This window comes from Armatimonadota bacterium (genome assembly GCA_016125185.1).
Taxonomy (GTDB): domain Bacteria; phylum Armatimonadota; class Fimbriimonadia; order Fimbriimonadales; family Fimbriimonadaceae; genus Fimbriimonas.
On the sequence record WGMG01000006.1, the window covers coordinates 551323 to 577160 of the forward strand.

Below are 25838 nucleotides of genomic sequence, written 5' to 3' on the forward strand. Positions count from 1 at the left end.
TTAGTTCTTCTTGACGAAGACCCAGGTGTAGTCAGCGTGGCCCGTGGCCTGAGCCAGTCCGTACAGGTTGCCGTTGTCGTCCATGAATTGGGCCGTTCTCATCGTCCACTGACCAGGAGTGCCAATCAGATTCTGGAGCGTTGAGAGGTTGTTGCCTAACTTGACGAAGGCGCTCAGAGTGCCGCCCGAGTCTCGCTGGTAACCGCATCCGTTTCCGTTGGAGTCATAGGCGGATAGGGTCGCGTCGGCAATTCCAGAGGTGAATCCGATCTCCGTCTGGGTCGTCGAACCCGCCGCCCAATAGCCGGGATGCGAGCCGTTGCCGTTAGAATTGATATGGCCGCCGTAGGCGATTCCGCCTGGTGTCACACCCACCATGTAGGCTTGATTCGTGCCGCCGCCAGGCGTCATTTCGACGGGATCGGAGGTCGTCGTCGCCCACTTCACCCACTTGCTTCCGATCGTGCCGAAGATTTCACCGGCATTATCGACAAAGTTAGCCGTTGGGTTACCAGAGAAAGCGCCCAGAGACAGCGCGGCCGGGTCAGCATCTTTGTCAGTCCAGTAGCAGGCGACTTGGGTCGAGTTGGTCAGGTAATAACCGACGATTAGACCCGAATCGTTCACGGAGTAGGCCAGTCCCGTGAAGAAGTTCTGTGGCAGATTCAGAATCTTCGGGGCGACCGTGGGACCCGAGTAGTAGATTGGCTTCCGAACCGACGAAGGGCTCGACACTTCACCAACCATTTCGCCTGTCGCGTTGACGCTATAGAGTTGAACATAGTCGTCGGTGGTTAATCGCTGAAGTTCGGTTGGGCTGGTAGGCGAAGTCCACAGAACCGGTCGTCGAGGGCTACTTCCGTCAACCGCTACAAAGCCGAGAATCTTGCCATCGTGACTAACGCCCGTGATGACGAGGTCCGCGTCGTTGTTGGAGACCGGCGTGAGCGTGGACGGAGTCGCGAACGTCCCCGCCGTTGTGGCGGTCGTTGCCGTAGTCGACGTTGTTGCTGTTGTGGCAGTTGTAGCCGTAGTAGCGGTTGTTCCCGTCGTATTGCCGCCCGGTCGCGTGAGATCGGCGGTCGATGGGTCGGTCACTGTGTCCGAAGTGCTGTCGGGGTACGAGATCACCAGCTTTCCGTCCGCGCCTAAAACGGCGTTCGCGGCTCCGCTGGGAGTTTGCAACTGCATCGTGAAGAGGCCATCGCTAGGCGTAAACGAACCCGTGCCCGTCCAGCTTTCCGGCTGAATCGAGACGTGGCCCGTCATGGTATCGAACGGATTGCCGGAGACGTTGGTGAGGGTAAAGGTCGAGGCTGGCGTCGTGATGGTCACCTGGCCGGACGAGTTTTGAGTATTGGACAAGGCCAAGTCGATGTTGATCTGCACATTCGTGGTCGGAAGAGTGAGCGAGCCTTGCATCGTATTCGCGCCCGAGCTATCCTGGTAAGTCAGTGTCAGCGAACCATTCATCGGAATCTTTCCGCCCGTCACGTTCGCCGTCGCCGAGATCGTCTGCGGATAGGTCGAGTAGTTGGTGTCGAACGAGCTTTGACCGACCATCGTGATCGTCATATTGCCCGCGGCCTGGGTGCCGATGGAATCGGTGAAGTAGCTGATCGTCATCGTATTTCCGGCCGTCCCGACGCTGTAGTACAGACCCAAGAAGGGAAGATAGTCCAATGCAGCCGCGCGGCTGGCCTGATTCGGATCGGTGACCTTCTGTTTCTTTGTATTGAAGAGCGCCTGGGCGAACGCGGTGGTCTTGCTGAGGCCGCTACCCGTCGGCGCGGTGCGCTTGAGGGTCACAAACCCAACGTTGAGCCCACCCTGAAGCGACTGGTGACTCGCCACCGAGTTTGCGTAAACCGCGTCCTTATCGGCGCTGGCGAATTCCGTACCGCCTCCACCGCATCCAAAGATGCCCACGGCGAGGATGATGATTGCGGCCACACCGGCCCAAATACGACTTGTCTTCATACTCCTTGAGTCCTTGTTCCAATGATAAAAGGCGGGTGTGACAGCCGCGTGACAAGACCGGTTTCCAAGGCGGGTAACATGCCGCTGACCCTTGAGGGGGAGTTCGATTCGATGAAGAAGTACTATTTAGTTCTCCTAGGTTGTCTGGCGGTGGGAATCGCCCATGCGCAGGTTCCTGGCGACTTGGCTCAGGCCAAAAACTACCGCGCGTTCAAGGCGTCCAGCGCCGATCCGACCGGACATAACGCCGACGCCCGCGGGATCGCGCCGGGCCAGACCATCACTGTGGCTGACGTGAAGGGTGCAGGTGAATTTACGCACCTTTGGATGACCATCGCGGCGCAATCGCCCGACCATCTTCGGCAGTTGGTGATCCGCATGACTTGGGACGACGCGGCGACGCCCGCCGTCGAGTGCCCGATCGGCGACTTCTTTGCGCAAGGCCCCGGTGAAGCCGCCGAGGGGCGAGGCTATGTCGAGTTTCACAGCGCCCCGGTCTCCGTCGGCGGACAGTTCGCGCTCAACTGCTACTGGCCGATGCCGTTCAAAAAGCACGCCGTGATCACGGTCACTAACGAGGGCGACAAGCAGGTCAATGCGTACTACTGGAACTACGACTACCGAATCTACGACCGACCTCAGCGCGACACGTTGTACTTCCACACGCAGTACAAGAACTATTTCCCGGCTCCAGAAGGAAAGCCACTGACCATCACCGAGGTGAAGGGCCGAGGGCACTATGTTGGGACGGTTGTGCAGGTTCTCGCCAACAGCGATGGCTGGTGGGGTGAGGGCGATGACAATTTTTATGTCGATGGCAACATCCAGCCGTCACTATCGGGAACGGGAAGCGAAGACTACTTCTGCGGCGCATGGGATTTCGGCCACACGTTCGAGACGCCGTACTTCGGAGTCACCTATTACGACAACCCCAAGAAGGGCGGCGAAAAGAGGGGGATATACAACACGGTCTATCGCTGGCACATCCTCGATCCGGTTCCATTCACCAAGAGCCTGCTATTCACGCTCGAACACGGTCGCGGTGGCTGGGACGAGAAGCGAAGCCCCTTCACCAACCACTACACCACCGTTGGGCTCTACTATGTGGACCACGCAGAGCGCGACGGCGAGGCGATCCCTCCTTACTCGAAGCGAATACCGAAGCTGATCCCGCTTCCCGGCGACAAGGGCTAGGAACGATTTCGTTTGGGGTGGGGACCTTCGATGACGTAGACCCGCCCCGGCGAACACGACAGAAGGATTTCTAGAATCGCGGGAACGCAGTTGATCTCGTTTTCGAGAATGTTAGGGTGGATGTCAAGAATAAGAAAGGCAAATGGGTGAGTCGCGACATTCTGCTGATGTTGCAGGTTTTTGTCGACGGTGACAAAGGCTTGGAAGCCGTTTTCTGAGGCAAGCTTCAGCAACTTTCCATTGATGATGCCGTTCCACCCTAAGTGTGTAACATGGAGTACTTCGTGCCCGGGAAGATGGGCAACTAAGTCCTTGTCAAGGTTTTCGTCGAGAAGAATTCTCAAGATGCCAGGCCAAGAACAAGTCTAGAGTTTTCGGATTGCCATTCCAAAACCTTCTTTGCTTGGGCCTCGCTGACCGAGGGAAATCCGTCCAGGAATCGTTCTAATGAGTGCCCTGTTTCGATGTAGTCGAGAAAAGTTTCGACCGGCACCCTAGTTCCTGCAAAGCAGATAGTGCCCCCGAGAACTTCGGGGCTAGAGGTAAGCACGCCTTGCAATGAGCACGGGATTTCCATGGTCGTAAACACTATTGTAACGTAATCCCCGGTGATCCCGGGAATTACGTTTCGGCTTAGTCCCAAAGGTGCGGATTTTTCCGCCAATCCTGGTCCTTTTCGTAGCCCATCGCTTTCACTCGAGGACGCCGTTCGCGGAGCCGAACGGATTCCAGACCCAGGTAGTAGCCGCGCGAAGCGGGGTTTTTGCCGACGCATTCCAGCCGTAGCGTGTACTCGCCGGGATCGGGCCAGAAGTCCATCAAATGAACTTCTCGATCCGTCGTTTCGGTGGCGTACAGGTCGATGGGGCCGCCGATCTTCACGCCGTTCAGGTACGCCTGGTAGATGCCGAAGTCGTACGACGTGCAGGCATTGAGCAACAACCGAAGCGGTTCTTTCTCCTTCACCGTGAACGGGATTTCGAGGAATGCACCGTCCTCCGCCTTGGGCTGGTAGAGCAGTTGCGAATGATCGAAGAAGTCGAGGTCCTGCGGACCGGCCGATCCCGATCCGTGTTTGGCTGCTGGGTCGGTCGCATAGGCGATGATCCGTTCCAGGCTAGGCAACGTTCGCTCCTTGGCATCCGGGGCGCGGGCGGTAAAGGTCGACTCGCCGGTCTGATACCAAAACGCCACGCTGGAGAAGTCGTCCTCACGCTCGTTCCAACTCATCGACTTATGGTCGGGGTTCTCGTCGGGAGGTATCCAGCCGAAATGCTCGATGGTGACCTTGATGCCCTTTTGAAAGACGATCGGATCATTGATGTGCCACCGATAGGCGCTGGTGTGGCCGCCCACGATGCCCCATTGGTCGAAGTACGGTGTCCCGAAGTACGGCGTCGAATTACGCTTGAGGCCCCACGCGGCGAGGAAGTAGTCCTCCGTGCCGGTGCCCCAAATCGAGGCTGACTTTTCGCCGTCGATGTAGATCTTCTCGTCGCCTTCACCGAACCAGCTTGGGCTCCTGGTCCGCACCGAGAGGACGGTGCCGACGTAGTGACCCTTGCCGGTCGTTTCCAAAATCGTATAGTCCTTGCCATGCTCAGCCGGATATTCCTGGCGGTATTGCGCATGGAAGAGCGGCGTGTCTTTCGGCAGGCTCGTCCGTTTGATCCAGTCGATGTTGTAGTAAAGCAGGTTAATGTTCTTCGTGCTCTGGTTGACGATCTCCACTCGTGCCGACTTGTAAAACGGCATGGGCCAGAAGCAGTTGTAGGCATCGCCGTCATCGACGATCACGGGCAAGCTGTTGACCTCCGATCGCCGACCAAATGCGTTGGCGAAGAAGTCGCCCACCGGGGCTTCAACCTGGGGCTTTTTCGCTCCATCGAAGTAGATGCGAAGAAGCATTTCCTGATGATTGGCCGAGCCTTGCGGCGCCCAATTCTGCTTTTCGGGACCGAGGAAGGTCAGCCACATGTGGGTGATGACTCCCGGACCCTGGCGATCCATCAGGACGTGGGTTTGGCCCGGGCCGACTCGAAAGTTGTCGTAGTTGCTATGCTCCAGCAGGTCGCCCGTGGGCGGAGCCTTGGGGTCATATTTGCCATCTTTGCCCGCGCGGAAGGTCGAAGACTCGCGCATGCTTCGCCCGTCCTGGGGTTGCATCAGATTTCCAAGCGGTCCCGATCCGGTTTGCGCCCACCCCAAGCAACCCACCGCGATCAGGAATCCCGCCATTGAGATTCGTCCGATCATGGCCCATTCTTGCATAGAATCGGTGGGTAGAATGCACGAAGTTCAACGTATGCGAACTCCCGCCCAACGAAGAAGTTGGATAGTCACGTTCCAAAAATATCAGGGCTTCGTTGGCCTTGCCATTTTGTTGGCTGCGGCCGCCTACATGGACCGCACCCACTTCTTCTCGTCGGCCAACCTCGCGAACATCCTGAACCAACTGGCCGTGCCCGGCATTCTCGCCGTCGGCATGACGTTCGTCATCCTCACCGGCGGAATCGACCTCAGCGTTGGCTCGCTCCTGGGCCTTCTGAACTGCGTTTGCGCCACCTGGCTAGTCGGCGGAGCTTCGACGCCTACGACCATTGCCTTCGTGCTGTTCCTGGGAACCGCCATCGGCGCGATTATCGGCGGCCTCATCAGCGTGTCCAAGATGCAACCGTTCGTGGTGACTCTAGCCGCGATGGTGAGTTTACGCGGCATCGCCTATGTGTACACCAACAACGGAACCGTTAGCGGCTTGGGCGACAAGCTCGAATTCCTGCTCACTCCCAAGCTCGGCATTCCCACCAACGCGTGGATCATGCTCGTGATTACCGCTATCGCTGCGATCATCCTGTGGGCAACCGTCTTTGGTCGCCGGATCTACGCCCTTGGTGGCAACGAGCAGGCGGCCAGGTATTCCGGCATTCCCCTCACGAGGGTTAGAATGGGGGCGTATGCCATTAACGGGCTCTGCATCGCCATCGCTGCGCTCATTTTTACGGCGCGAAACACTAACGGTGATCCAGGCGCGGGCATGGGGTACGAACTCGATGCCATCACCGCCGTCGTGGTGGGCGGCACCTCGCTCTTGGGCGGATACGGGAACATCGTCGGAACCTTTCTCGGCGCGCTGTTCATTGTCTGCCTCAACGTCCTACTCATCCTCAAAGGCGTCAATACCTACGTGGGGATGGGCTGGAAAGGACTCGTTATTCTCGTCGCCGTTTACTTGCAAAGCTTAGGTAGGAAACAAGACTCATGAAATATCTACTGCCACTGATCGCTCTCCTTTTCGTCGCCGGGTGTGGACCCAGCGGCGACACGAACTCAACGTCGAGTACCCCTTCTGGCGGTACGGTCTCATCGGGCGAAAAGCCCCTGGTTGCGTTTTCGCAGGCTAACTCTCAGGACCCGTGGCGAAAGGTTTTCGATGCCACAACCAAAGCCGAAGCCGACAAGCATTCCAGCGAATTTAGCTTTGAGGAGCAAGACGCATCGGGCGACTCCAAGAAGCAAAACGACATCATCGACACCTTCATGGTCCGCAAGCCAAAGATCCTGCTCGTCTCGCCCAACGACACGGCTGTGACCAAGTCGGTAGAGAAGGCTTTTGACGCGGGAACGTCGGTCATTCTGCTGGATCGCGCCATCGAAGGCGACAAGTACACCTGCTACATCGGCGGCGACAACAAGGAAATCGGACGACAAGCCGGTCAATTCGTGGCCGACAAGCTCGCCGGTAAAGGCGTGGTGCTAATGATTCAGGGCATCGCCGACGCGACGCCGACCCACGACCGACGCGACGGCTTCATGGAAGTCATCAAGAAGTACCCGGGCATCTCGATCATCGATGGCGACGACTGCGGCTATCAGCGACAAAAGGCTCGCTCGTACATGGAGACCTTCCTTCAGACCGGCAAACACATCGACTGCGTTTACGCCCACAACGACGAGATGGCGATCGGCGCTCGCTTGGCTTGGGATGCGGCGCATCCGAACGACAAAGCCCCGCTCTTTGTGGGAATCGACGGATGCCAAAAGGAAGTGGTGAACATGATCAAGAGCGGCAAGCTCGACGCGACCTTCCAGTATCCGACGCCAGGTGCGAAGGGAATCGAGATCGCGGCGGAAATCCTGAAAGGCAACATGCCGAAGGACAAGAAGATCATTCTGCCGACGGTTCGAGTGGATAAGGATTCGGCTGACAAGTACTTGGCGGACAACCCCAACCTCGCTCCGTAGGTCGATATGTTGACTTCAGCCCTCGCTCTCCAGGCAATTCTTCTGACGACCCAGAAGAAGCCGATCATCGTTCAAGGAAAGGACGTAGCTTTGCGGCTCGACTTCGTGAACGGGGAATGGCTTGAAACCTTTCTTGCAAAGGATGAGAAAGGCAAGTTTCGCGAGGTGCTGAAGTCGGCTACCTCCCAAGGATTACCCTTGGAGGAAGGGAAAACCGGCGTCACGGCGCTTTCGAGTCCGTCGTCGAGTTCACTTTTTGCTTCGGCGCCAACATTTGGATTCACGGATGCGAGCGTGGATAACTTGCAGTCTACGGGCACGCGCCGTCCCGTCTATCTGCACGTTGTCCGCAATGGCGTTCATATTACGAAGGCCCTGTCGGTGCCATACACAGGTCACGAGATTAGGGTCAAATTGGAAGTACGCTTTGATGAAGCGCGACCCCAAATCGAATATCTATTCAACTCCTACGCCTTTGCGCCCGATGGAAAGACCATCAAGCAAGGTGGAATGCCGGACTCGACGTTCAGTCCAGGTTTGAGAAAGGAGAGCGACTTTGTCGTCGGAGATCACTTCTTCCGATCCCCGGCTATCAGTGCGCAGAAGGGAAGTCTGGCCGCCGTCCTGATTCCCGATGTCGAGAGCCTGAAGAAGGATCGGGTAATGCCGACCGTACTCGACCTCGACTGTCGTAATGGCGTCGTCGATGCGCCGCTGATGTCCTACGGATTCTGCGACTATCAACTTGCGGGTCATGTTTGGTACAGCCACGACCGCTCGATGGTGCGACATGTGCCGCAGACCCTGCACCTGGGCATGACGGTCATTGTCGATGCCCAAACCCGACCCTATTCGGCCCACGAATTGGCGGCCGACTACTCGTGGAAGGTCGGGCACGAATACTTCGACAAGATTCTGCCCCAGGCGATGCCGTTTGCCGACTACGCGAAGGTCTGCTATCCGGCGGTGTTCGATGAGCACTACGGCAACCAAAAGAACGGTTGGTTCGATGTCACGATCGACGGGAAGCCGTGCGGCGGCATCATGTCCGGTTGGGGCTGGCAGAACGGATGGGTGAGCTGGCAGGACTGGTTCAACAACCTTCGATCTGCATGGGGCATCCGCTGGTGGGGCCAAAAGCTGGACAAGCCGGATTGGGTCGATAAGGCGGACAAAATGCTGAACTTGGCGCTCGCCGCACCGATGAATCAGGGCGCTTGTCCGACCACCTACATGAGCAAGGAAAAGCAGTGGAAGGGATGCTTGATCACTCCTACGAAGGACTGCTACTACGACCTGACCAACATGGCTTGGAAAGGGCTGTGGCTCCTCAAGTTTCTTGAGTTCAAGGACTGCCCACGGCGCCGCGATATCGACCGCGCTTGCTCCGAAATGGCCCAGTGCATCATGCGGTATCAGAACGCGGATGGCTCGTTCCCAACTTGGCTGACCAAAGACCTGAAAGTCGTACCCGTCCTCGATCACAGCGCCCAGACGGCCTTACCGGCCTGGTTCCTGGCCGAGATGGCGAAACTCCCGAACTTCAGACCCAACTACCGGGCCGCGGCCACCAAAGCCGCCGACTTCCTCGTCAAAAACGTCGTCGATCAACAACGCTACTACGACTTTGAGACTTTCTTCTCCTGCTCGCCGAAGGTCTGCATGCAGACGGGAGCAACACTGGACAACCCAGACATGCACGATCCGCACACGCTTTGCCCGCCGCAAAACACGCTGTCGATGCAGTGGACGGCCGAGGCGCTACGCGGTGTTTCCGAATTGACCGGCGACAAGAAGTACATGCCCTACGCCCTCAGCGCATTGGACATGATGTGCCTGTATCAGAATGTGTGGCCCATCAGCTACCGGGTGACGGCGTATACCTACGGCGGATTTGGAGTTCAGAACTCCGACGGCGAATACGACGACGCCCGACAAGCCCAGTTTGGCGAGACCCTGTGCGACTTTGGCGCTCAGCTTGGTCGCCAGGACTATTTTGAGCGCGGCGTCGCCGCAACGCGGGCGACTTTGACCCTCATCAATCATCCGCTCCACGACGAGTACGGCATCTATCCGAATCCGAACTATCCGCTTGGCATCGAGCCGGAGAATTGCGGGCACGGTGGGGACGATACTCAGGCCGGTCGTAGTGGCTTCGACTGGGGCGAGGGCTCTGGTCTGACGAGCATGGCCCTGTTGCTGAATAAGTACGGCGAAACATACAAGGCTAAGCGATGGAGTGTGCTGGTCGATGGCGGTTCGAAAGGCATCGACATGCTCAAGAAGCAGAAGCCGCTCACCGATCCGCATTGGGATTTCTCCGATTGGACGATGCTCGGCTGGCACATCGTGGGCGACTTTGCCGAGGTTCCGACCAACTCGGATCGCTTGGACTTCAATGCGGGCGGAAAGGACTTCGTCGGAACGTGCGAGAACGGGCACGGCGGCTTCCGCGATGAGTACCGTGGCGTCATCGAATCGCCTCGGTTCCAGGTGACCAAGTCGACGATGGAGCTCTTGGTCGGAGGCGGATCTGGCAAAGGCGTATACGTCGAGCTGATCGACGTAAAGACCAAAGAGCAGTTGAAGGTCGAGCACGGCAACAATAGCGAGACGATGGACGAGCGAACCTGGGACATCTCCGGCTACAAAGGGCGAACCCTGCAAATTCGAATTGTCGACAACGAGACGGGAGGATGGGGCCACATCAACGTGGGCAACATCCGATGCCAATAACCAACCATGAGCTCCTACCAATTACCAACGGTCAAGAGTCCGCAGAAGGCGGGCCATAACGAAGTCATCTTGGTCGCCAGCGGCGACTGGCGTCTCGCGGCGAACCTGGTCGGCTGGCCGGAACAGCATGTCGTCGAGCAGAAGGTGATGGCGGCGTTTGCCGCCGAGGGCTACACCGTGCGCCGGGCCAACCCAATCGATCCTGAAAAGGGTCATGGCTTCATCGACAGTCAGCGCATGGGCATGGACGTATTTGCTGGAATCGACCCCCACGCCAAGCTGATTGTGGTGGAGTCGGTGTGGCAGTATAGCCACCACGTGCTCGCCGGACTTCGCAACCATCAGGGGCCGATCCTCACGATCGCGAACTGGAGCGGAACCAATCCGGGGTTGGTTGGACTTCTGAACTTGAACGGCTCGCTGACCAAGATGGGCGTCAAATACAGTTCGATTTGGAGTCAAAACTTCGACGACGCGTTCTTCCGGCATGGCATCCACGAGTGGTTGGCAACGGGCAAGATCACCCACGACCAGAGCCATATCCATTCGTTCGAGGGGCACCATTGCGGTTCGGATGAGCACCAGCTTGGTCAAGCTTTAGCGGCTGATGTGCGCCAGAACATGGCCATCTTTGGCGTCTTCGATGAAGGTTGCATGGGCATGTACAACGCGATCATTGACGACGAAATGCTGAACCGATGCGGCGTGTACAAGGAGCGGCTGAGCCAATCGGCGCTTCTGGCCGAGATGCAGTTGGTCTCGGAGGCTGAGGCCCTGGCCGTGTACCAGTGGCTTCTCGATCGCGGGATGAAGTTTGTGACCGGTACCGACCCGGTGACCGACCTGATCGAGGCGCACATCGTCGGTCAGTGCAAGATGTACGTTGCGGCTGTGCGGATGGCGGAGCGGTATCGGTGCGACGCTATCGGAATCCAGTATCAACTTGGCCTGGCCGACATGGCCCCGGCTTCGGATTTGGCGGAGGGAATGCTGAATAATCCCGATCGTCCGCCGGTGTTCCACCGAGAAACAGGCGAGGAGCTATACAAGGGCCTGGCTTTGCCGCACTTCAACGAAGTCGACGAGTGCGCCGGATTGGATGCGTTCGTCACGAATCGGGTGTGGACGGCAATGGGAATGGACCCAAGCACGACGCTTCACGACCTCCGTTATGGAGAGGACTTTGATGGGCAGTTCGTGTGGGTCTTCCTGATCTCGGGCGCGGCTCCGGCCTCGCACTTCGTCGGCGGCTATGCCGGTGCGAGTAGCGAGCGTCAGCCGTCAATGTACTTCCGACTGGGTGGCGGGTCGCTAAAGGGCGTCTCGCGGCCCGGAGACGTGGTCTGGAGCCGAATCTACGTGATGGACGGGGCGTTGCACTGCGATCTCGGACTCGCCTCGGCGGTGTCGTTACCGCCCGAGGAGACGGAGCGGAGGTGGCAGATCACGACTCCTGCCTGGCCGATCATGCACGCGGTTCTGCATGGCGTATCTCGGGACCAGATGATGGCGCGGCACAAGGCGAACCATATCAACGTGGTGTACGCGGATAGCGCGGAGATGGCGAAGAAGGGATTGTGGGCGAAGGCGACGATGCTCCAACAGATGGGGATTGTTGTGCACCTTTGTGGCGATTGCTCGTAGGTGATCGTCGCCTCATCCGGTGCACGGGCTATGCCCGCTTACCGACTTCTCCATCCGGAGGAGTATCTTAGGTTCTAAGAAAGCCTTTCGATAATCACCATATCTCTGGTTCTTTAAGCGAGTTGTAATCTTGGCCAGCCATAGGTACTTCTCCGGATGGAGAAGTCGGTGAGGAAAGAACCGGATGAGGCGAAGGTGGGACTTATGTCAGCCCGACCATCAGCCGAACGATTTTCTCTTCGGATGCCTCCTTGGTTGGCATCTCGGCCACGATGCGGCCCTCACGAAAGACGAGGATGCGGCTGGAGACTTGCAGGAGTTCTTGGAGCTCGGAGGAGACCATGATGATGGCTTTGCCTTGGCGGGCAATTTCGCGCACGATCTCGTAGATTTCGGCTTTCGCGCCGATGTCGACACCGCGCGTGGGCTCGTCGATCATGAGGACGTCGCACTCGGCGGCAGCCCATTTGGCGATGACCACTTTTTGCTGATTTCCGCCGCTGAGGCCAAGCGTTTGGTATTCGGGCGAGGGGGCCTTGATGCGCAGGCGGTCGAAATACGTGACCGTCGTTTTGTTCTCCAGCAGGCGGCCAATGAAGCCAAGTTTGGCGAGACGCGGCAGGATGGGCAGGGTCATATTTTCGCGAATCTTCATGCCGAGCACGAGTCCATGGCGCTTGCGGTCCTCGGGGACGAGGCCCAGTTTGCGGCGGATGCCGGCTTGAGGATTGCCGAGGCGGTGTGGTTGGTCACCAAGCGTCACGGTTCCGCTGGCGTCGCGATCGAGACCGAAGATCGACTCGACGACTTCCGTTCGACCCGCGCCAACCAGACCGGCCATGCCGAGGATTTCGCCTCGTCGAAGCTCGAACGAGACGTCTTCGAATTTGCCCGGACTTTGGAGGTTGTTGACCTTGAGAACGACGTCTCCGACAGGGATCGGCTCGGCGTTTTGGGCGACCAATTCCCGTCCGATCATAGCCGCGGCGAGGGTGTCGGGGGTGAATTCGGCGGCGGGTTTGGTAACGATGTGTTGGCCGTCGCGCAGGATCGAAATCTCGTCGCAAAGGCGGAAGATTTCGCTCATTCGGTGCGAGACGTAGATGCAGGTCACGCCGTCGGCTTTGAGTTGGTCGATGAGTTCGAAAAGCTGTTCGGATTCGGCGAAGGAAAGGGAAGAGGTCGGCTCGTCGAAGACAAGAATCTTGGCACCAGTGTGGAGCGCACCCGCGATTTGGACCATCTGCTGTTGAGCCACGGGCAGGCTTCCGAGCCGGACGGAGGGATCGACTTTGGCGTTGACGCGCGCAAGGGCCTCATTGGCGCGGCGCGTGATCTCGCGTCGTTGGACGAAGGCGCTTCGGTGGGGAAGATCGGAGAGGCAAAGGTTCTCAGCGACGGTGAGGTTGTCGCAGAAGAGCAATTCCTGGTGGACCATGCCGATCCCGGCCCGGGCGGCATCGGACGGATTGCGGATTTCGGTCTTGGATCCGCCGACGTAGATATGCCCTTCGTCGGGCGTCACTAATCCCGCAAGAATCTTTCCGAGCGTGCTTTTGCCCGCGCCGTTTTCGCCCATGAGGGCGTGAACGGAACCTTGGCGGACATCAAGGCTGACGTGGTCGAGCGCCTGGGTGCCAGGATAGGCTTTCGAGATTCCTTCGAAACGCACAGCGGTGGGCATTTGCCTCCTAGTTTATTCCCATTGTGGTTCGGTTGAATGGCACAAAATGGCACGATTTTCGGGTGGGGATGATTCGATTACCGAACGAGGCGGTGAACTTGCCTTACGGTCTTTTCGTCATGCGAGATATGTTGGTGGTTGGGGAGGTGTCGGTTTCCAATCGGGTCCTGTTTTGGCTTGGCATTGTGCACAGCGCGATGATTGTCAGTCCCTACTTCGTTTGCGAGAAATTGATGCATGGAGTTTGGGACCGAGACATGTGGTCTATGTTTGCCGTCGCTCAATCTGCGGCCCTGTTTTACGGGGCGGACTATATGAGCGGGCCCTTTTGGGTCCGAGTGATTACGAGCGCTGTTTATCGAATCCTTGTGGCGTGCTTCGTCGGCGGACTCTTTTGGAGATTCGGCTACCGGGACGTCTTCTTTTGGAATGGGACGTGCTTACCAACCTCGGGGCCATCGCTGGCTGTGGTTCCGCAGATCGAGGCGGTCCTACTCTTCGCGGCACCACCCTGCTTTTTACTCTTCGCTGGGTTTCGACGGTTGAAGGATTGGCCACCCGGTGCCCGCAAGAACGGCTGTGTGGAGGGTGGTGCTCCCGGCACAAAGGCGGTCTTTTGAGCGTAGAAAGGATGATTGGCTAAAGTCAAAACGGTTGACAGCCAAAGATTTCAAGACGTATCAGCCGGACTCGAAGAAGCAATTTTTGGAAATTTCTTCACCAAACGTTGACATTGGCTTTGGGGGCTGGTATAACTTCTCTTCGCCGCTGAATGATTCGCAAGAAAAAACAGCGACAACGAAGAGGAAAGGGAAAGAGAAATCTTACCTAACCGAAGAAGTTCTTTGAAAGCCGCATAGAGTAGAGAAGCGCATCGAGCAACTCTGTAAGAGCTGCATTTAATAAGCTTAAGAGGGCCGACGATGAATGCCTAGGGACAAATTGCCGAAGAAGGACGCGTAAGCGGCGAAACGCCCAGGGGAGCTGCACAGAAGCTTTGATCCTGGGATTTCCGAATGGAGAAATCCGGCTAGAGTCATGTTTAGTCACTCATATCTGAACACATAGGATATGTAGAGGGAACCTGGTGAACTGAAACATCTAAGTAACCAGTGGAAAAGAAATCGAAGAGATTCCGTAAGTAGCGGCGAGCGAAAGCGGATTAGCCCAAACCAGCAGGCTTGCCTGCTGGGGTTGTAGGACCACCACCAACTTCTTCTAACTAAGTCTTCTACGGAAGATTTGATTAGCGGAAGTTGGAAAAACAGTGTTAAGGATTAATAGAACAAGTTTGGAAAGACTGGCCATAGAGGGTGACAGCCCCGTATATAAAAATTCGAAAACAATTTGTAGGTGGCACCTGAGTAGCACGGAGCACGTGGAACCCCGTGTGAATCTGCCGAGACCACTCGGTAAGGCTAAATACAATTTGTCACCGATAGTGCATCCAGTACCGTGAGGGAAAGGTGAAAAGAACCCCGGGTAGGGGAGTGAAATAGAACCTGAAATCGTCGAGTCCACAAACAGTCAGAGCACCATGTTCGGAGCAATCCGTTCAAGTGCGATGGCGTACCTTTTGCAGAATGAGCCTGCGAGTTACTAGTGTTGGCAAGCCTAAGTGTTTTAGACATGGAGGCGGAGGGAAACCGAGTCCGAATAGGGCGTCAAGTCAGCATTAGTAGACCCGAAACTGCGTGATCTAGCCATGGTCAGGTTGAAGTGATGGTAACACATCATGGAGGACCGAACTCATTGACGTTGAAAAGTCTCGGGATGAACTGTGGTTAGTCCGGTGAAATGCCAATCGAACGCAGAGATAGCTGGTTCTCCCCGAAATGCATTGAGGTGCAGCGTCTGGAATTGTTTAATGGGGGTAGAGCACTGAATGGGCTAGGGGTCTTACCCGATTACCGAACCCAACCAAACTCCGAATACCATTAAATTGAGCCAGGCAGTGAGACGGCGAGTGATAAGATCCGTCGTCAAAAGGGAAACAACCCAGATCGACAGCTAAGGGCCCTAAACGATGACTAAGTGTGAAACGATGTGAGATCGCGTAAACAGCCAGGAGGTTGGCTTGGAAGCAGCCACCCTTTAAAAAGTGCGTAACAGCTTACTGGCCGAATGTGATCTTGCGCGGATAATGTAAGGGGGCTAAAGTCATCTCCCGAAGCTTCGGGATCATCGTAAGATGATCGGTAGGGGAGCGTTGAGTGTGCTGTGAAGCTATAGCGGAAGCAATGGTGGAGCGCACGCAAGTGAGAATGCAGGCATGAGTAGTGATAAGAAAGGTGAGAATCCTTTCCGCCGAAAATCTAAGGTTTCTCCGGCTATGTTCGTCAGACGGAGGTTAGGCGGTCCCTAAGGTGAGGCCAGAAGGCGTAGCCGATGGACATCCAGTAGACATTCTGGACCCAGTTATATGAGCCAAGGGAGGACGTTTCTCAAGATCTGATCCCGCACTGTTGGTAGTTGCGGGCTAGGCCGAAACTCTAGATCCTGTTAAGGGATCTTTTCAGAAGAGCGGGGCCGGGGAAGGAAGCCCTTCGGGGTAACCGAACTCAGATTGCGAGGGGCCTAGAAAAGTCCCGTAGCATTAATTGTATAGCTGACCGTACTGCAAACCGACACAGGTAGATGAGTCGAGGAGACTCAGGCGTTCGAGAGAACTCTCGTTAAGGAACTAGGCAAACGAGCCCCGTACGTTCGCAATAAGGGGCGCCCCGCAAGGGGCCGCAGCGAAGCATCCATGGCGACTGTTTACCAAAAACACAGGTCTCTGCTAAGGCGAAAGCCGAAGTATAGGGGCTGACACCTGCCCAATGCTCGTAGGTTAACAGGAGATGTTAGGGAAACCGAAGCATTGAATCGAAGCCCGAGTGAATGGCGGCCGTAACTCTAACGGTCCTAAGGTAGCGAAATTCCTTGTCGGCTAAATACCGACCCGCATGAAAGGTGTAACGACTATGGAACTGTCTCAACGAGAAGCTCGATGAAACTGTAGTGCCCGTGAAGATGCGGGCTATGCGCAGTAGGACGGAAAGACCCCGTGGAGCTTTACTACACCTTGACATTGTAGATTGGATGTAGATGTAGAGCGTAGGTGGGAGCTTCGGCGCCAATGGAACACCACCCTTTTGCATCTGGTTTACTAACCTGACCCGTTATCCGGGTTGGAGACATTGTCAGGCGGGTAGTTTGACTGGGGCGGTCGCCTCCGAAAAGGTAACGGAGGCGCCTAAAGATCCACTCAGGCTGGTTGGAAATCAGCCGTTGAGCGTATTGGTATAGAGTGGGTTTGACTGTGAGACAGACAAGTCGAGCAGGGACGAAAGTCGAGCAAAGTGACCCTCTGGTTGTGCGTGGGCACGCCAGGGTTCAACGGATATAAGCTACCCCGGGGATAACAGGCTGATCTTGCCCGAGCGCTCACAGCGACGGCATGGTTTGGCACCTCGATGTCGGCTCGTCGCATCCTGGGGCTGTACAAGGTCCCAAGGGTTCCGGAGTTCACGGATTAAAGCGGCACGCGAGCTGGGTTCAGAACGGCGTGAGCCAGTTCGGTCCCTATCCACTGCGCACGTAAGAAATTTGAGAGGAGTCGCCCTTAGTACGAGAGGACCGGGGTGAACCGACCTCTGGTGTACCAGTTGTTCCGCCAGGAGCATACGCTGGGTAGCCACGTCGGGAAGGGATAAGCGCTGAAAGCATCTAAGCGCCAAGCCCACCTCAAGATTAGATTTCTCATATTTAGTAAGGACACTTGAAGACTACGAGTTTGATAGGTCAGAGCTGTGAGCACAGTAATGTGTTAAGGTGACTGATACTAATTGTCCGAGGGCTTATACTTGCAGCCCTTACAAAGTCGCTTGAATGCGCTTCTCTACGATGTGCGGCTCTCAAAGGGCTTCGACCCTCTGAGATTTCCGGGTGGCCATAGAGCGGAGGACACACCTGTTCCCATTCCGAACACAGCAGTTAAGCTCCGCATCGGCTGAGGTAGTTGCACCGCAGGGTGCCGCGAGAAAGGCGCGTTGCCCGGTAAAAATTTGAAAAAGCTCCCGAAAGGGGGCTTTTTTGTTTTGAGGCCTTTGCCCTTTCGGTTGCGGCGCGGTAGTTGGGTTTTGCGCTTTGCACAGGCGGGACGCCTTTGCCCCCCAAAATTGTTGCCCCTTTACTTCGCCCTTGTACGTTTTCTACTTCTATTCGATAAACGAGAAAGTTGCTATACTGCCGCTATGCAGTCTAGCTTCAAAGATAAATTTCTTTGTTCGATCTTTGGAAGGGTTTATTTGTACGGGGTAGCAGTGGTTGGATCGCTGTCTCTGTGTCTATACCTAAGCCTCGTTATTTCCATTGTTTTGAGTCTGATTTGGGTGTTATTCGTACCCCTGAAGCGGTGGTTGGGCAACATTCCGTGGGGTAACGGAAAGTTGGGAGACCATTCTCTCTTAATGGTTCCCCTCGACGTCGTCGGAACGATCTCGATTTGGCTGTTGGCCTTTGTCATTGTCGTTGCAGTCATCGACAAGAAGAAAGAGTCGATGGCTGAGGAGGGATTGAAAGAGCGAGCCAGAGTGAAGGCGGAAAAACAGAATGGAGAATCCAAGGCAGCGGTGGCTTCGAAAGGCTCGACGGCTTTAGCGAGCACAGTCGAAGTTGGCGCGAAGAGGCGAATTATTCTCTGCATCGACGGGACGAACGACTTTGCCGCGACCCTCCCAACGCACGTCTATCGATTCTATTCGAACCTGAAATCTAACGACGACCAATTGGTGTACTACGATGGCGGTGTCGGGTCGCTGAAGGATACGACGGCGCTTTCTTCTTTCGGCCAGGAATTTGGTACGGCTTGGGACTTGGCTTTTGGCACGTCTTTGCGGCGGAACGTGTTGAGCGCCTACGAGTTCTTGATGGAGAACTATCGCGGCGACGATAAGGACGAAATTTACCTATTTGGGTTTAGTCGCGGGGCGTACGCCTGTCGAGTCTTGGCGGGAATGCTCAAGGCGTTTGGCATTTTGCCCAAAGGACACGAGAACCTTGCGCCTTTCGTTTGGCAGTCTTATTGCGAGCTGTCTCAGGGTGGTGGCTACGATGCGGTGTGGCTCATGAAGTGCAGTATGCACATCCACCAAGTGCAGATTGCCTACTTGGGCGCGTGGGATACGGTGAGCTCGGTTGGCATCATTCGACAACGGACCTTTCGGTACACGCGATCCTTACCGAATGTGGCGGAAGGGCGGCATGCGGTTTCGATCGATGAACACCGGAATATGTTCCCTGAGAATCCGATCGATCCGGATTCGAAAGTCCAGGAAGTGTGGTTTGCGGGCAACCACCGAGGAGTTGGGGGCGGCGATAAGGCTTCTGTCGAGCTATCTCTGATTGCCTACAACTGGGTGACAGAAGGCGTGAAAGGGAAGCTCGAATTCTACGAGAACCATTGTAATTTTAAGCCACCGGTCCCATCGGAAGCATCGGTGAAGGAAAAGCCCATGAACGACTATGGGGTGGTTGCCCAATACATTTTTCTGGCCGGGTTCGTTCCGCAGAGGATCTTTACCGACTTTTGCGGGTGCATGGGGAACCGGTGGCATTGGTTTCGGCTATGGCACGTGCGGAAGCCGGAGAACGCCAATATTCACGAGTCGGTGGTCGACCGGATCAAAGTGCATAAGGGGGCGTACTTCCCGAACGCGGTCTTTTCGGGGAATGCGAGCAATTTCCAACCGAAGAATGGCAACAAAGTTGTGCCTTAGCGGGCGGACTTTTCGGTAAATTCATGGGCATGGTCGCACTTGCCCTCTCGCTTTGGCTTCAACAGTCCAAGGAGCCGCCGTTCTATCAGGACATTCAGAAGTTCGTGGCGGCGGACCGAAAGAATCCTCCCGCGAAAGGGCAGATTCTGTTTGTGGGCAGTTCGTCGTTCACGAAGTGGACCGACGTGCAGACCTATTTTCCGAAGCATAAGATTCTGAATCGCGGCTTCGGAGGATCGACTTTGCTGGACGTGATTCGGTATCAAGACCAGATCATCTATCCTTACAAGCCGAGCGAGGTCGTGATCTACTGCGGCGAAAATGACGTCGCGGCGGGCGACAAGCCGGACGCTTACGTGGTGTACGATCGGTTCAAGACCTTGTACCAGGGCATTCGAAAGCATATGCCACGCACTCCGGTGGTGTTTGTTTCGCTCAAGCCGAGCCCGAGCCGGTGGGCGCTTCGGTGGAAGATGATTTCGGTGAACGGGTGGATTCGGGAGCAGGCGATGTCCGATCCGGGCTTGACGTTCGTGGACGTGTGGGAGGCGATGCTGGATGCCGACCGTCGGCCGAAAACGGACATCTTTTTGGAAGACAACTTGCACATGAACGCCAAGGGCTACAAGATTTGGCAGAAGCTGATCGAGCCGACGCTTTTGTTGGGGAAATCTTAGGTTCATTGCAACCTAGCGCGTTTCGGGTCCGAACTACTATAATGATCGAACATGAATCCTGAGCAGCCACCGTCGTCTGGATACTCGCAGTACCCCCGCGACCCAGGAATGGGTCCGTACGCACCATTTCAAGGAGACAAGATTTACGTCTTTGCCGATGTAGCGCTTTTTGTGCTTGGGCTCATCATGACGTTCGTCTTTATGCCCGCCTTGACGCAGGCAAGCCTGGAGAATGCGCGGGCGCAAGGCGGGCCGCAAGCCGACCCAGCGCAGATTCAGACCTTCATGATGATTGCGATGGGATGTGGCTTCGTGGTCTGCATTCCGATTACGATCCTCATTTGGGCTAACATTTGGAAAGGGAAGAAGTGGGCCTTTATTGTTGCTCTCATTCTTGCCGCGCTTGGGATCCTCGGAAATATTCGAAATATGGTGGGGCCAGCGATGATGCTTGGGTTGTTTGGCATGGCCACAAGTGTCGCAAGGTTGGTCTATTGCACGCTCCGTGCGGCGAATAAGCTTGGTCCGCCGACCACTTAGACTCTCATATTTCCCGAGCCAACAATTGGCAACTACGGCGGTGGGTGAAGCTCGAACGGCTTCACCCACTTTTCGTGTAATCTCCGCCTATGATCCTCAGTGTTGAGCAGATTCGTTCCTTTCATCTGAATGGCTTCCTTACCATTCCCCAGCCCCTGTCGAGCGATGAGGAGTTGGCTTGGATGCGCGATGTTTATGATCGGATGTTTCAGCAACGTGGCGGTTGGGATTCGGGTGACCAATTCGACCTTGCCGGTACCGATGAAAAGGGGAAGGCTGAGTCCTTGCCGCAGATGTTAAATCCGGCAAAATACGCCCCAGAATTGACGGAGGGAAAGTACCTGGCCGTCGTCGACGAGATTGTGAAAGAACTCTTGGGCGAGGACGCGCAAGTTGGAATTGCCCACGCGATCTTCAAGCCAAGCGGGCACGGCGCTTCGACTCCGTGGCATCAAGACGAAGCCTATTGGGATCCTGGTTTTCAGTACAAATCGATTTCGGTGTGGATGCCGCTCCAGGAAGCAACGATTGAAAATGGTTGCCTCTGGTTCGTACCTGGTAGTCACGAGTGGGAAGTCCTGCCCCATCAGAGCATCGGGGGAGATGTGCGGGTCCACGGACTGGAGATGATGGATACATCGGTGTGCAGTGGCGCGGTTGCCTGTCCTTTGCCACCCGGGGGAGTGACGATTCATCGAAACCGTACGGCCCACTATGCGGGCCCAAATACGTCGGATATCCCGCGGCGGGCGCTGATCATGATGGGCGGATTGGAGCAAAAACCATATCCGGGTGAACGGAGCTTTCCTTGGAATGACGTCAAGCAAACGGCGCGGGCGGAAAGGGCGGCCGTTGTTACGGGACCGTAGCTGGTCGAGCTTAAATTCGGAACCCGCCGCCTGACCTCATTTTGTCAATTTCTTGCTGGCTGGATTTCATTGTTTCATCCCACGTCATGAACTTCTTGGACTCAGGTTCAACACTTCCGGTAATGCCCATCTTTTTGAACTTGGGAACCCAACTGAGAACAAGCTTGTGCGAGGCAATGGCTCGGTTCAGGGTGCCTTTTTCTGATCGAACCATGTTGTGTGACGCCCAAAAGGCGAGGTCTGCAAATCCGGTCGTCGCCTTATATCCCGTGCTGAACTTTGCCACTACCGGTTCAAAAATGTAGGTGCGATTATTGAGCACCTCCATATCAGCCCCACCCGTTTCTCGAAATTTATAGGTGAGCGGGCACTTGGGATCCAGAATTCCGATCTTGTTTCCTTGTTGGTCATAGACACCCAGATTGGGCAAACTAGGCTTGGTTACAAGAAGCAGGAAATCTGAACAAGCCTTTGCTGTGACTCCCCTAATCTCATTTGGAGAGAGGACGGAGTACAGTTTCGCACCGTCTGAATTTGCAATTGCCTGACTAAACGCGGCCTTTGCCTGAGCTTGAGTCAGCTGGCCTTGGGGGCTCAATGCGATTAGTGAGGCGAAGAACAGCATAGGAACAGTGTAATGTATTTTCCTAAGGAGTCGAACCGTCTTTTGAGACCCGCCAAATCCTCCCGCCCCAATCGTCGGCGATGAGAAGACTGCCATCGTGCAAGAATGCCATTCCTGCCGGTCGGCCGTAGATGTCCTTGTTGGAGCCATCTGGGAGCCAGCCGGTGATGAAGGGTTCCCAGCGGCCGGTCGGGTGACCTTTTTCGTCGAAGATAAGGCGGATGACTTCGTAGCCGTTGAGGTGGCTTCGATTTTGGGTGCCGTGGAGGGTGACGAGGGCGTCGCCCTTCCACGCTGAGAACATGGGGGACTCGATGAATTGAATGTCGATCGGGCTGACGTGAGCGGGTAGTTCAAAATCCGGGCGGCGAACCTTCATACCTTTGGGAGGGGCGGTTTTGATCCGGTGGTCGCGATGGTAGCCGAAGTAGTAGTACGGCCAGCCGTAGTCATCGCCCATCGAGATCGAGGTGGTGAAGTCGGGCGGGAGGTCGTCGCCGAGGTAATCGCGCTCGATAACGTTGGCGTAAAGCTGATGGTTCTTGGGCTCGAACGCGAGTCCGACCGGATTGCGCATTCCCCTGGCGACGAGGGTTTTGTCACCGACGACTTTGCCGGTTGAATCGAGGTTGTAGCGTTCGATGACGGCGCGGCGCTCACCTTCGACGGCGACGTTTTCCTCGCTCCCGATGGTGAGGTAGAGCTGGTTGGCGGGCTCGTCGAGGAGGATATTGCGGGTCCAATGGTTGCGATAGCCGTCCTGGGGAATGCCGTCGAGGATGGTTTCCGCGTCGGCAGTTGGTTGACGCTGACCGGATTGGTAGGGCCAGCGCACGATGGAGCCGGTGTTGGCGACGTAGAGCGAGCCATAGGCGAACTGGATTCCGAACGGCATGAAGAGCTTATCGCTCCAAAGCTGGCGACCATCGGCTTTGCCGTCGTGATCCGAATCCCAGAGAACTTGGACTTGGTGCGGGAGGTGCGGGTCTTTGACCTCGATTCGGGTTTGGACGACGAAAACGTCGTCGTTCGGGGCGACGGCGATCTTGCGAATCGCCTTCAGGTTATCTGCGAAGAGGTTGACCTTGTAGCCTGGTGGGACCTTGAGGAATGGCTTGGAAAAGGGGACGATTTTGGGGACGAGGATGACGCTTTTGGACGGGGCCGGAAGGTCCCGGTGGTAGAGCAAGAAGAGGAGTCCTAGTATCATTGATCACCCCCATCCCAACCCTTCCCCCTTTAGCTCCTGGGAGCGAAAAGGGGAAGGGCCGGACCTGCCCTAGAAAATGTTGAGACCGGCTTTGTTCCAGTCGTCGAGGAAGCGGGTGAGGCCGGAGTCGGTCATCGGGTGCTTGAAGAGCATCTTCATGGTCGAGAATGGCATGGTGGAGACGTGGGCACCGGCGCGGATGGCTTCGAGGACGTGGAGCGGGTGTCGGACCGAGGCGACGAGGACTTCGGAGTCGAAGCCGTAGTTGTTGACCATGTCAACGGTGTCGCGAACGGCGTCCATTCCGTCGGCGCCGAGGTCGTCGATGCGGCCCACGAAGTTGGAAATGTAAGTTGCGCCGGCCTTGGCGGCCATGAGGGCCTGGCTGACGGAGAAGACGAGGGTGACGTTGGTGCGGATGCCTTTGTCGGCAAGGGTGGTGACCAATTTGACGCCCGGCTCGATGAGGGGAACCTTGACGACGATCTGCTCGTGCCAACTCGAAATTTCGAGGGCTTCTTTCAGCATGTCGTCGTAGTTGGTGGCGACGACCTCGGCTGAGATGGCACCGCCGGGGACGAGTTCGCAAATCTTGAGAACGGTTTCTTTGAAGCCTTTTCCGGTCTTGGCGATGAGGGTGGGGTTGGTAGTTACGCCATCGAGAATGCCCCATTCCGCGGCTTGGCGGACTTCTTCGATATCACCGGTGTCGACAAAGAGTTTCACGCTCTCTAGTGTATCTCAGCGGTGGCCGAGTTAGCAGAGTTGGCAGAGTTGGCAGTTTGCAGTCGGCAGTTGGCAGAGGGAGGTTGAGGTTGCAGTTTCCAGGTTAGCTTTTGTTGTGAAGAGAAAGAGGGCTGGTACGATTGAGCGCATGGGGCAGAATAGCTTTCAGGATTTGATCGTCTGGAACAAAGCTATGGATTTGGTTCCCAGGGTCTACGATTTGGTAGACCTTCTTCCGGCCAGTGAGAAGTATGGGATTGTCTCTCAGCTTTGCCGTGCAGTCGTCTCGATTCCCTGTAATATTGCTGAAGGACATGGCCGACGCACGAATGGCGACTTCGCACGGTTTCTTACGATTGCGCTCGGTTCTTGTCGGGAGGTGCAGACTCTCATTCTTATTTGCCAGAGGTTGAATTATGTTGGGACGGAGGATTCTGTTTTGAAGCAGTGCGAAGAGGTAGCCAAGATGCTGACGTCCTTAATGAAGAAAGTCAAGGAGTCCTAGTTTTGTTCTTCTGCCGACTGCCAACCGCCGACTGCTAACTCTGATGCCCTATTTCGACACGATTGTTGCCCCGATAACGGCCCCAGGTGGGGCGGTGGGGATTGTGCGTTTGTCGGGGCCGGGGGCGTGGGGGATTGCTTCGGAGGCGTTTTCGAATTTTCCCGCCGAGCCGGAAAGTCATCGGGCGTATTACGGGACGTTTGAGAACGGAGACGACGGGTTGCTTTTGCTTTTTGCCGAGGGGAAAAGCTACACCGGCGAGGAGGCGGCCGAGTTTCAGATGCACGGCTCCTCGGTCTCGATGACGACGCTGGTGGATGAGCTGATCGAGCTTGGGGCGCGGATGGCGCGGCCGGGCGAGTTTACCGAGCGGGCGTTCATGAACGGACGGTTGGACCTGAGCCAGGCGGAGGCGGTGGACGACACGGTTCGGGCCTCGACGAGGAAGCAGTTGGCGAGTGCGAACGCCTCGCGGATTGGGGCGCTTCGGGAGGAAGTTTCGGCCATCGAGACGAAGATCATCTCGCAGTTGGCAGGGGTCGAGGCGAGCGTCGATTTTAGCGAAGAGATCGGGGATATCGATCCGGCGATTGCGGTTTCGGCCCTGACCGAGTGTCGCGAGAAGTTGGAGTCGCTCGTGAGTCGAGGAATCCGGGGGCGGCTGGTTCGCGAAGGGATTCGGGTTGCGATCGTGGGTCCGCCAAATGCGGGGAAGTCGTCGATGTTGAACGCGTTGCTGGGGATGCAACGGGCGATCGTGACGCCGATCGCGGGGACGACGCGGGACTACGTCGAGGAGGCGTGCGAGGTCGGAGGGATGAAGTGCGTGCTGATCGACACGGCGGGCTTGCGGGAGTCGGATGAGGTGATCGAGTCGATGGGGATCCAGCGAAGCCGCGAGTTGGCGGCGGACGCGGACCTGGTTTGGTATGTGGTGGATACGACGGTCGGTTTGACGCCCGAGGACGAGAGCGAGATCGACGGGTTTGAGGCGCCAGTTTGGCTGATTCGAAACAAGGTTGACCTCGATAGCCAAGAATCGGAGCCGGGCGGGCAGACGTTCTATCTGTCGGCTACGGCTGGAGTGGGGCTGGACTCCTTGGCGCAGGCGGTGGGTCGTTTTGGGGTCGATGTGTCGGGTGCGATTCCGAATCGGCGTCATATGGGGCACTTGGAGAGCGCTTCGGAGTCGATTCGGTTTGCGATCGAGGGATTTCAGGCCGAGCATCCCAGCGACTTGGTGGTGACGCACCTGCGGGTGGCGTTGTTTGAACTAGGATTGGTGACGGGCTCGACGGCGTCGCAGGACTTGTTGGATCGAATCTTTAGCGAGTTCTGTATAGGGAAATAGAGGCGTAGAATGAACCAAAATGGCCCAAAATATTGAGCCTAGTGAAACGATTTGAGTTAATGAACGTATAATGACTTGATAGTATTAGACTCA

Annotated in this window: 20 protein-coding genes and 2 rRNA genes; 14 read left to right on the plus strand and 8 right to left on the minus strand. The window is 56.3% G+C overall.

Translation table 11 applies throughout. The features are described 5' to 3' along the window. Window positions 1–1980 (minus strand): hypothetical protein, encoded by a 1980-nt coding sequence (locus GC165_10400; protein MBI1333277.1) that lies wholly within the window; start codon window positions 1978–1980, stop codon window positions 1–3. Between the two features lie 21 nt (window positions 1981–2001). Here GC165_10400 and GC165_10405 point away from each other — a divergent pair, with 21 nt between their 5' ends. Next, window positions 2002–3174 carry a DUF2961 domain-containing protein gene (locus GC165_10405; GenBank protein ID MBI1333278.1) on the plus strand — a complete coding sequence of 391 codons (1173 nt, stop codon included), beginning with the start codon at window positions 2002–2004 and terminating at the stop codon, window positions 3172–3174. On the opposite strand, the gene GC165_10410 is transcribed toward GC165_10405, so the two are convergent. From GC165_10410 to GC165_10420, 3 genes are read right to left on the minus strand one after another with little or no spacing between them, the layout of a single operon-like run. Next, complete coding sequence (locus tag GC165_10410; GenBank protein MBI1333279.1) at window positions 3171–3518, minus strand: hypothetical protein; 348 nt, start codon at window positions 3516–3518, stop codon at window positions 3171–3173. The two genes, GC165_10405 and GC165_10410, sit on opposite strands and share 4 nt — an antisense overlap. Then, entirely contained in the window at window positions 3515–3751 is a 237-nt protein-coding gene (locus GC165_10415; protein ID MBI1333280.1) for a DUF433 domain-containing protein, read from the minus strand. The genes GC165_10410 and GC165_10415 overlap by 4 nt, the downstream gene beginning before the upstream one ends. Window positions 3752–3807: 56 nt before the next feature. Then, window positions 3808–5445: a DUF2961 domain-containing protein gene (locus GC165_10420; GenBank protein MBI1333281.1), complete on the minus strand. Its 1638-nt coding sequence runs from the start codon at window positions 5443–5445 to the stop codon at window positions 3808–3810. On the opposite strand from GC165_10420, the gene rbsC reads away from it, so the two are divergent. From rbsC to GC165_10440, 4 genes are read left to right on the plus strand one after another with little or no spacing between them, the layout of a single operon-like run. Then, window positions 5315–6436 (plus strand): ribose ABC transporter permease, encoded by a 1122-nt coding sequence (gene rbsC / locus GC165_10425; protein ID MBI1333282.1) that lies wholly within the window; start codon window positions 5315–5317, stop codon window positions 6434–6436. The genes GC165_10420 and rbsC overlap by 131 nt on opposite strands. Beyond that, window positions 6433–7416, plus strand: a complete 984-nt coding sequence (locus GC165_10430) for a substrate-binding domain-containing protein (GenBank protein MBI1333283.1) — start codon at window positions 6433–6435, stop codon at window positions 7414–7416. Before rbsC ends, GC165_10430 begins: the two co-directional genes overlap by 4 nt. A 6-nt stretch (window positions 7417–7422) precedes the next feature. Beyond that, the gene (locus tag GC165_10435; GenBank protein MBI1333284.1) at window positions 7423–10152 is read left to right on the plus strand and encodes a hypothetical protein; all 2730 of its coding nucleotides are present in this window, start codon (window positions 7423–7425) and stop codon (window positions 10150–10152) included. Between the two features lie 6 nt (window positions 10153–10158). After that, window positions 10159–11796, plus strand: coding sequence for a fucose isomerase (locus tag GC165_10440; GenBank protein ID MBI1333285.1), 1638 nt, complete (start codon window positions 10159–10161; stop codon window positions 11794–11796). 202 nt (window positions 11797–11998) lie between these two features. Here GC165_10440 and GC165_10445 read toward each other — a convergent pair whose 3' ends face one another. Further along, window positions 11999–13480 carry an ATP-binding cassette domain-containing protein gene (locus tag GC165_10445; protein ID MBI1333286.1) on the minus strand — a complete coding sequence of 494 codons (1482 nt, stop codon included), beginning with the start codon at window positions 13478–13480 and terminating at the stop codon, window positions 11999–12001. Window positions 13481–13548: 68 nt separating this feature from the next. On the opposite strand from GC165_10445, the gene GC165_10450 reads away from it, so the two are divergent. The 7 genes from GC165_10450 to GC165_10480 all read left to right on the plus strand — a co-directional run bounded on the left by GC165_10450 (window position 13549) and on the right by GC165_10480 (window position 21328). After that, a complete protein-coding gene (locus tag GC165_10450) occupies window positions 13549–14100 on the plus strand; it encodes a hypothetical protein (GenBank protein ID MBI1333287.1) in 552 nt (183 codons plus the stop codon). A 282-nt stretch (window positions 14101–14382) separates the two neighbouring features. Further along, window positions 14383–17329, plus strand: a 23S ribosomal RNA gene (locus GC165_10455). 77 nt (window positions 17330–17406) lie between these two features. Beyond that, a 5S ribosomal RNA gene (gene rrf / locus GC165_10460) occupies window positions 17407–17523 on the plus strand. Between the two features lie 195 nt (window positions 17524–17718). Beyond that, complete coding sequence (locus tag GC165_10465) at window positions 17719–19242, plus strand: hypothetical protein (GenBank protein ID MBI1333288.1); 1524 nt, start codon at window positions 17719–17721, stop codon at window positions 19240–19242. 23 nt (window positions 19243–19265) lie between these two features. Further along, window positions 19266–19919, plus strand: a complete 654-nt coding sequence (locus GC165_10470; GenBank protein ID MBI1333289.1) for a G-D-S-L family lipolytic protein — start codon at window positions 19266–19268, stop codon at window positions 19917–19919. Between the two features lie 51 nt (window positions 19920–19970). Then, the gene (locus tag GC165_10475) at window positions 19971–20459 is read left to right on the plus strand and encodes a hypothetical protein (protein ID MBI1333290.1); all 489 of its coding nucleotides are present in this window, start codon (window positions 19971–19973) and stop codon (window positions 20457–20459) included. 89 nt (window positions 20460–20548) lie between these two features. Continuing rightward, window positions 20549–21328 (plus strand): phytanoyl-CoA dioxygenase family protein, encoded by a 780-nt coding sequence (locus GC165_10480; protein MBI1333291.1) that lies wholly within the window; start codon window positions 20549–20551, stop codon window positions 21326–21328. A gap of 10 nt (window positions 21329–21338) precedes the next feature. Here the strand turns inward: GC165_10480 and GC165_10485 are convergent, their stop codons facing one another. The 3 genes from GC165_10485 to fsa all read right to left on the minus strand — a co-directional run bounded on the left by GC165_10485 (window position 21339) and on the right by fsa (window position 23889). Beyond that, entirely contained in the window at window positions 21339–21953 is a 615-nt protein-coding gene (locus GC165_10485) for a hypothetical protein (protein MBI1333292.1), read from the minus strand. A gap of 22 nt (window positions 21954–21975) precedes the next feature. Further along, on the minus strand, window positions 21976–23163 hold the full coding sequence (locus tag GC165_10490) for a hypothetical protein (protein ID MBI1333293.1): 1188 nt from the start codon (window positions 23161–23163) through the stop codon (window positions 21976–21978). Between the two features lie 69 nt (window positions 23164–23232). After that, window positions 23233–23889 (minus strand): fructose-6-phosphate aldolase, encoded by a 657-nt coding sequence (fsa, locus tag GC165_10495; GenBank protein ID MBI1333294.1) that lies wholly within the window; start codon window positions 23887–23889, stop codon window positions 23233–23235. Between the two features lie 148 nt (window positions 23890–24037). On the opposite strand from fsa, the gene GC165_10500 reads away from it, so the two are divergent. Both GC165_10500 and mnmE read left to right on the plus strand, forming a co-directional pair. Further along, window positions 24038–24394 (plus strand): four helix bundle protein, encoded by a 357-nt coding sequence (locus GC165_10500; GenBank protein MBI1333295.1) that lies wholly within the window; start codon window positions 24038–24040, stop codon window positions 24392–24394. Window positions 24395–24437: 43 nt separating this feature from the next. After that, a complete protein-coding gene (gene mnmE, locus GC165_10505) occupies window positions 24438–25745 on the plus strand; it encodes a tRNA uridine-5-carboxymethylaminomethyl(34) synthesis GTPase MnmE (GenBank protein ID MBI1333296.1) in 1308 nt (435 codons plus the stop codon). The last annotated feature ends 93 nt before the right edge of the window (window positions 25746–25838 follow it).

Excerpts from the sequence above, each read along its gene's own strand:
- GC165_10400 (MBI1333277.1), bottom strand. The coding sequence starts at position 1,980 with ATGAAGACAAGTCGTATTTGGGCCGGTGTGGCCGCAATCATCATCCTC.
- GC165_10405 (MBI1333278.1), top strand. The coding sequence starts at position 2,002 with ATGATAAAAGGCGGGTGTGACAGCCGCGTGACAAGACCGGTTTCCAAG.
- GC165_10415 (MBI1333280.1), bottom strand. The coding sequence starts at position 3,751 with ATGGAAATCCCGTGCTCATTGCAAGGCGTGCTTACCTCTAGCCCCGAA.
- rbsC (MBI1333282.1), top strand. The coding sequence starts at position 5,315 with ATGCTTCGCCCGTCCTGGGGTTGCATCAGATTTCCAAGCGGTCCCGAT.
- GC165_10420 (MBI1333281.1), bottom strand. The coding sequence starts at position 5,445 with ATGCAAGAATGGGCCATGATCGGACGAATCTCAATGGCGGGATTCCTG.
- GC165_10430 (MBI1333283.1), top strand. The coding sequence starts at position 6,433 with ATGAAATATCTACTGCCACTGATCGCTCTCCTTTTCGTCGCCGGGTGT.
- GC165_10435 (MBI1333284.1), top strand. The coding sequence starts at position 7,423 with ATGTTGACTTCAGCCCTCGCTCTCCAGGCAATTCTTCTGACGACCCAG.
- GC165_10440 (MBI1333285.1), top strand. The coding sequence starts at position 10,159 with ATGAGCTCCTACCAATTACCAACGGTCAAGAGTCCGCAGAAGGCGGGC.
- GC165_10445 (MBI1333286.1), bottom strand. The coding sequence starts at position 13,480 with ATGCCCACCGCTGTGCGTTTCGAAGGAATCTCGAAAGCCTATCCTGGC.
- GC165_10450 (MBI1333287.1), top strand. The coding sequence starts at position 13,549 with ATGATTCGATTACCGAACGAGGCGGTGAACTTGCCTTACGGTCTTTTC.
- GC165_10465 (MBI1333288.1), top strand. The coding sequence starts at position 17,719 with ATGCAGTCTAGCTTCAAAGATAAATTTCTTTGTTCGATCTTTGGAAGG.
- GC165_10470 (MBI1333289.1), top strand. The coding sequence starts at position 19,266 with ATGGGCATGGTCGCACTTGCCCTCTCGCTTTGGCTTCAACAGTCCAAG.
- GC165_10475 (MBI1333290.1), top strand. The coding sequence starts at position 19,971 with ATGAATCCTGAGCAGCCACCGTCGTCTGGATACTCGCAGTACCCCCGC.
- GC165_10480 (MBI1333291.1), top strand. The coding sequence starts at position 20,549 with ATGATCCTCAGTGTTGAGCAGATTCGTTCCTTTCATCTGAATGGCTTC.
- GC165_10485 (MBI1333292.1), bottom strand. The coding sequence starts at position 21,953 with ATGCTGTTCTTCGCCTCACTAATCGCATTGAGCCCCCAAGGCCAGCTG.
- GC165_10490 (MBI1333293.1), bottom strand. The coding sequence starts at position 23,163 with ATGATACTAGGACTCCTCTTCTTGCTCTACCACCGGGACCTTCCGGCC.
- GC165_10500 (MBI1333295.1), top strand. The coding sequence starts at position 24,038 with ATGGGGCAGAATAGCTTTCAGGATTTGATCGTCTGGAACAAAGCTATG.
- mnmE (MBI1333296.1), top strand. The coding sequence starts at position 24,438 with ATGCCCTATTTCGACACGATTGTTGCCCCGATAACGGCCCCAGGTGGG.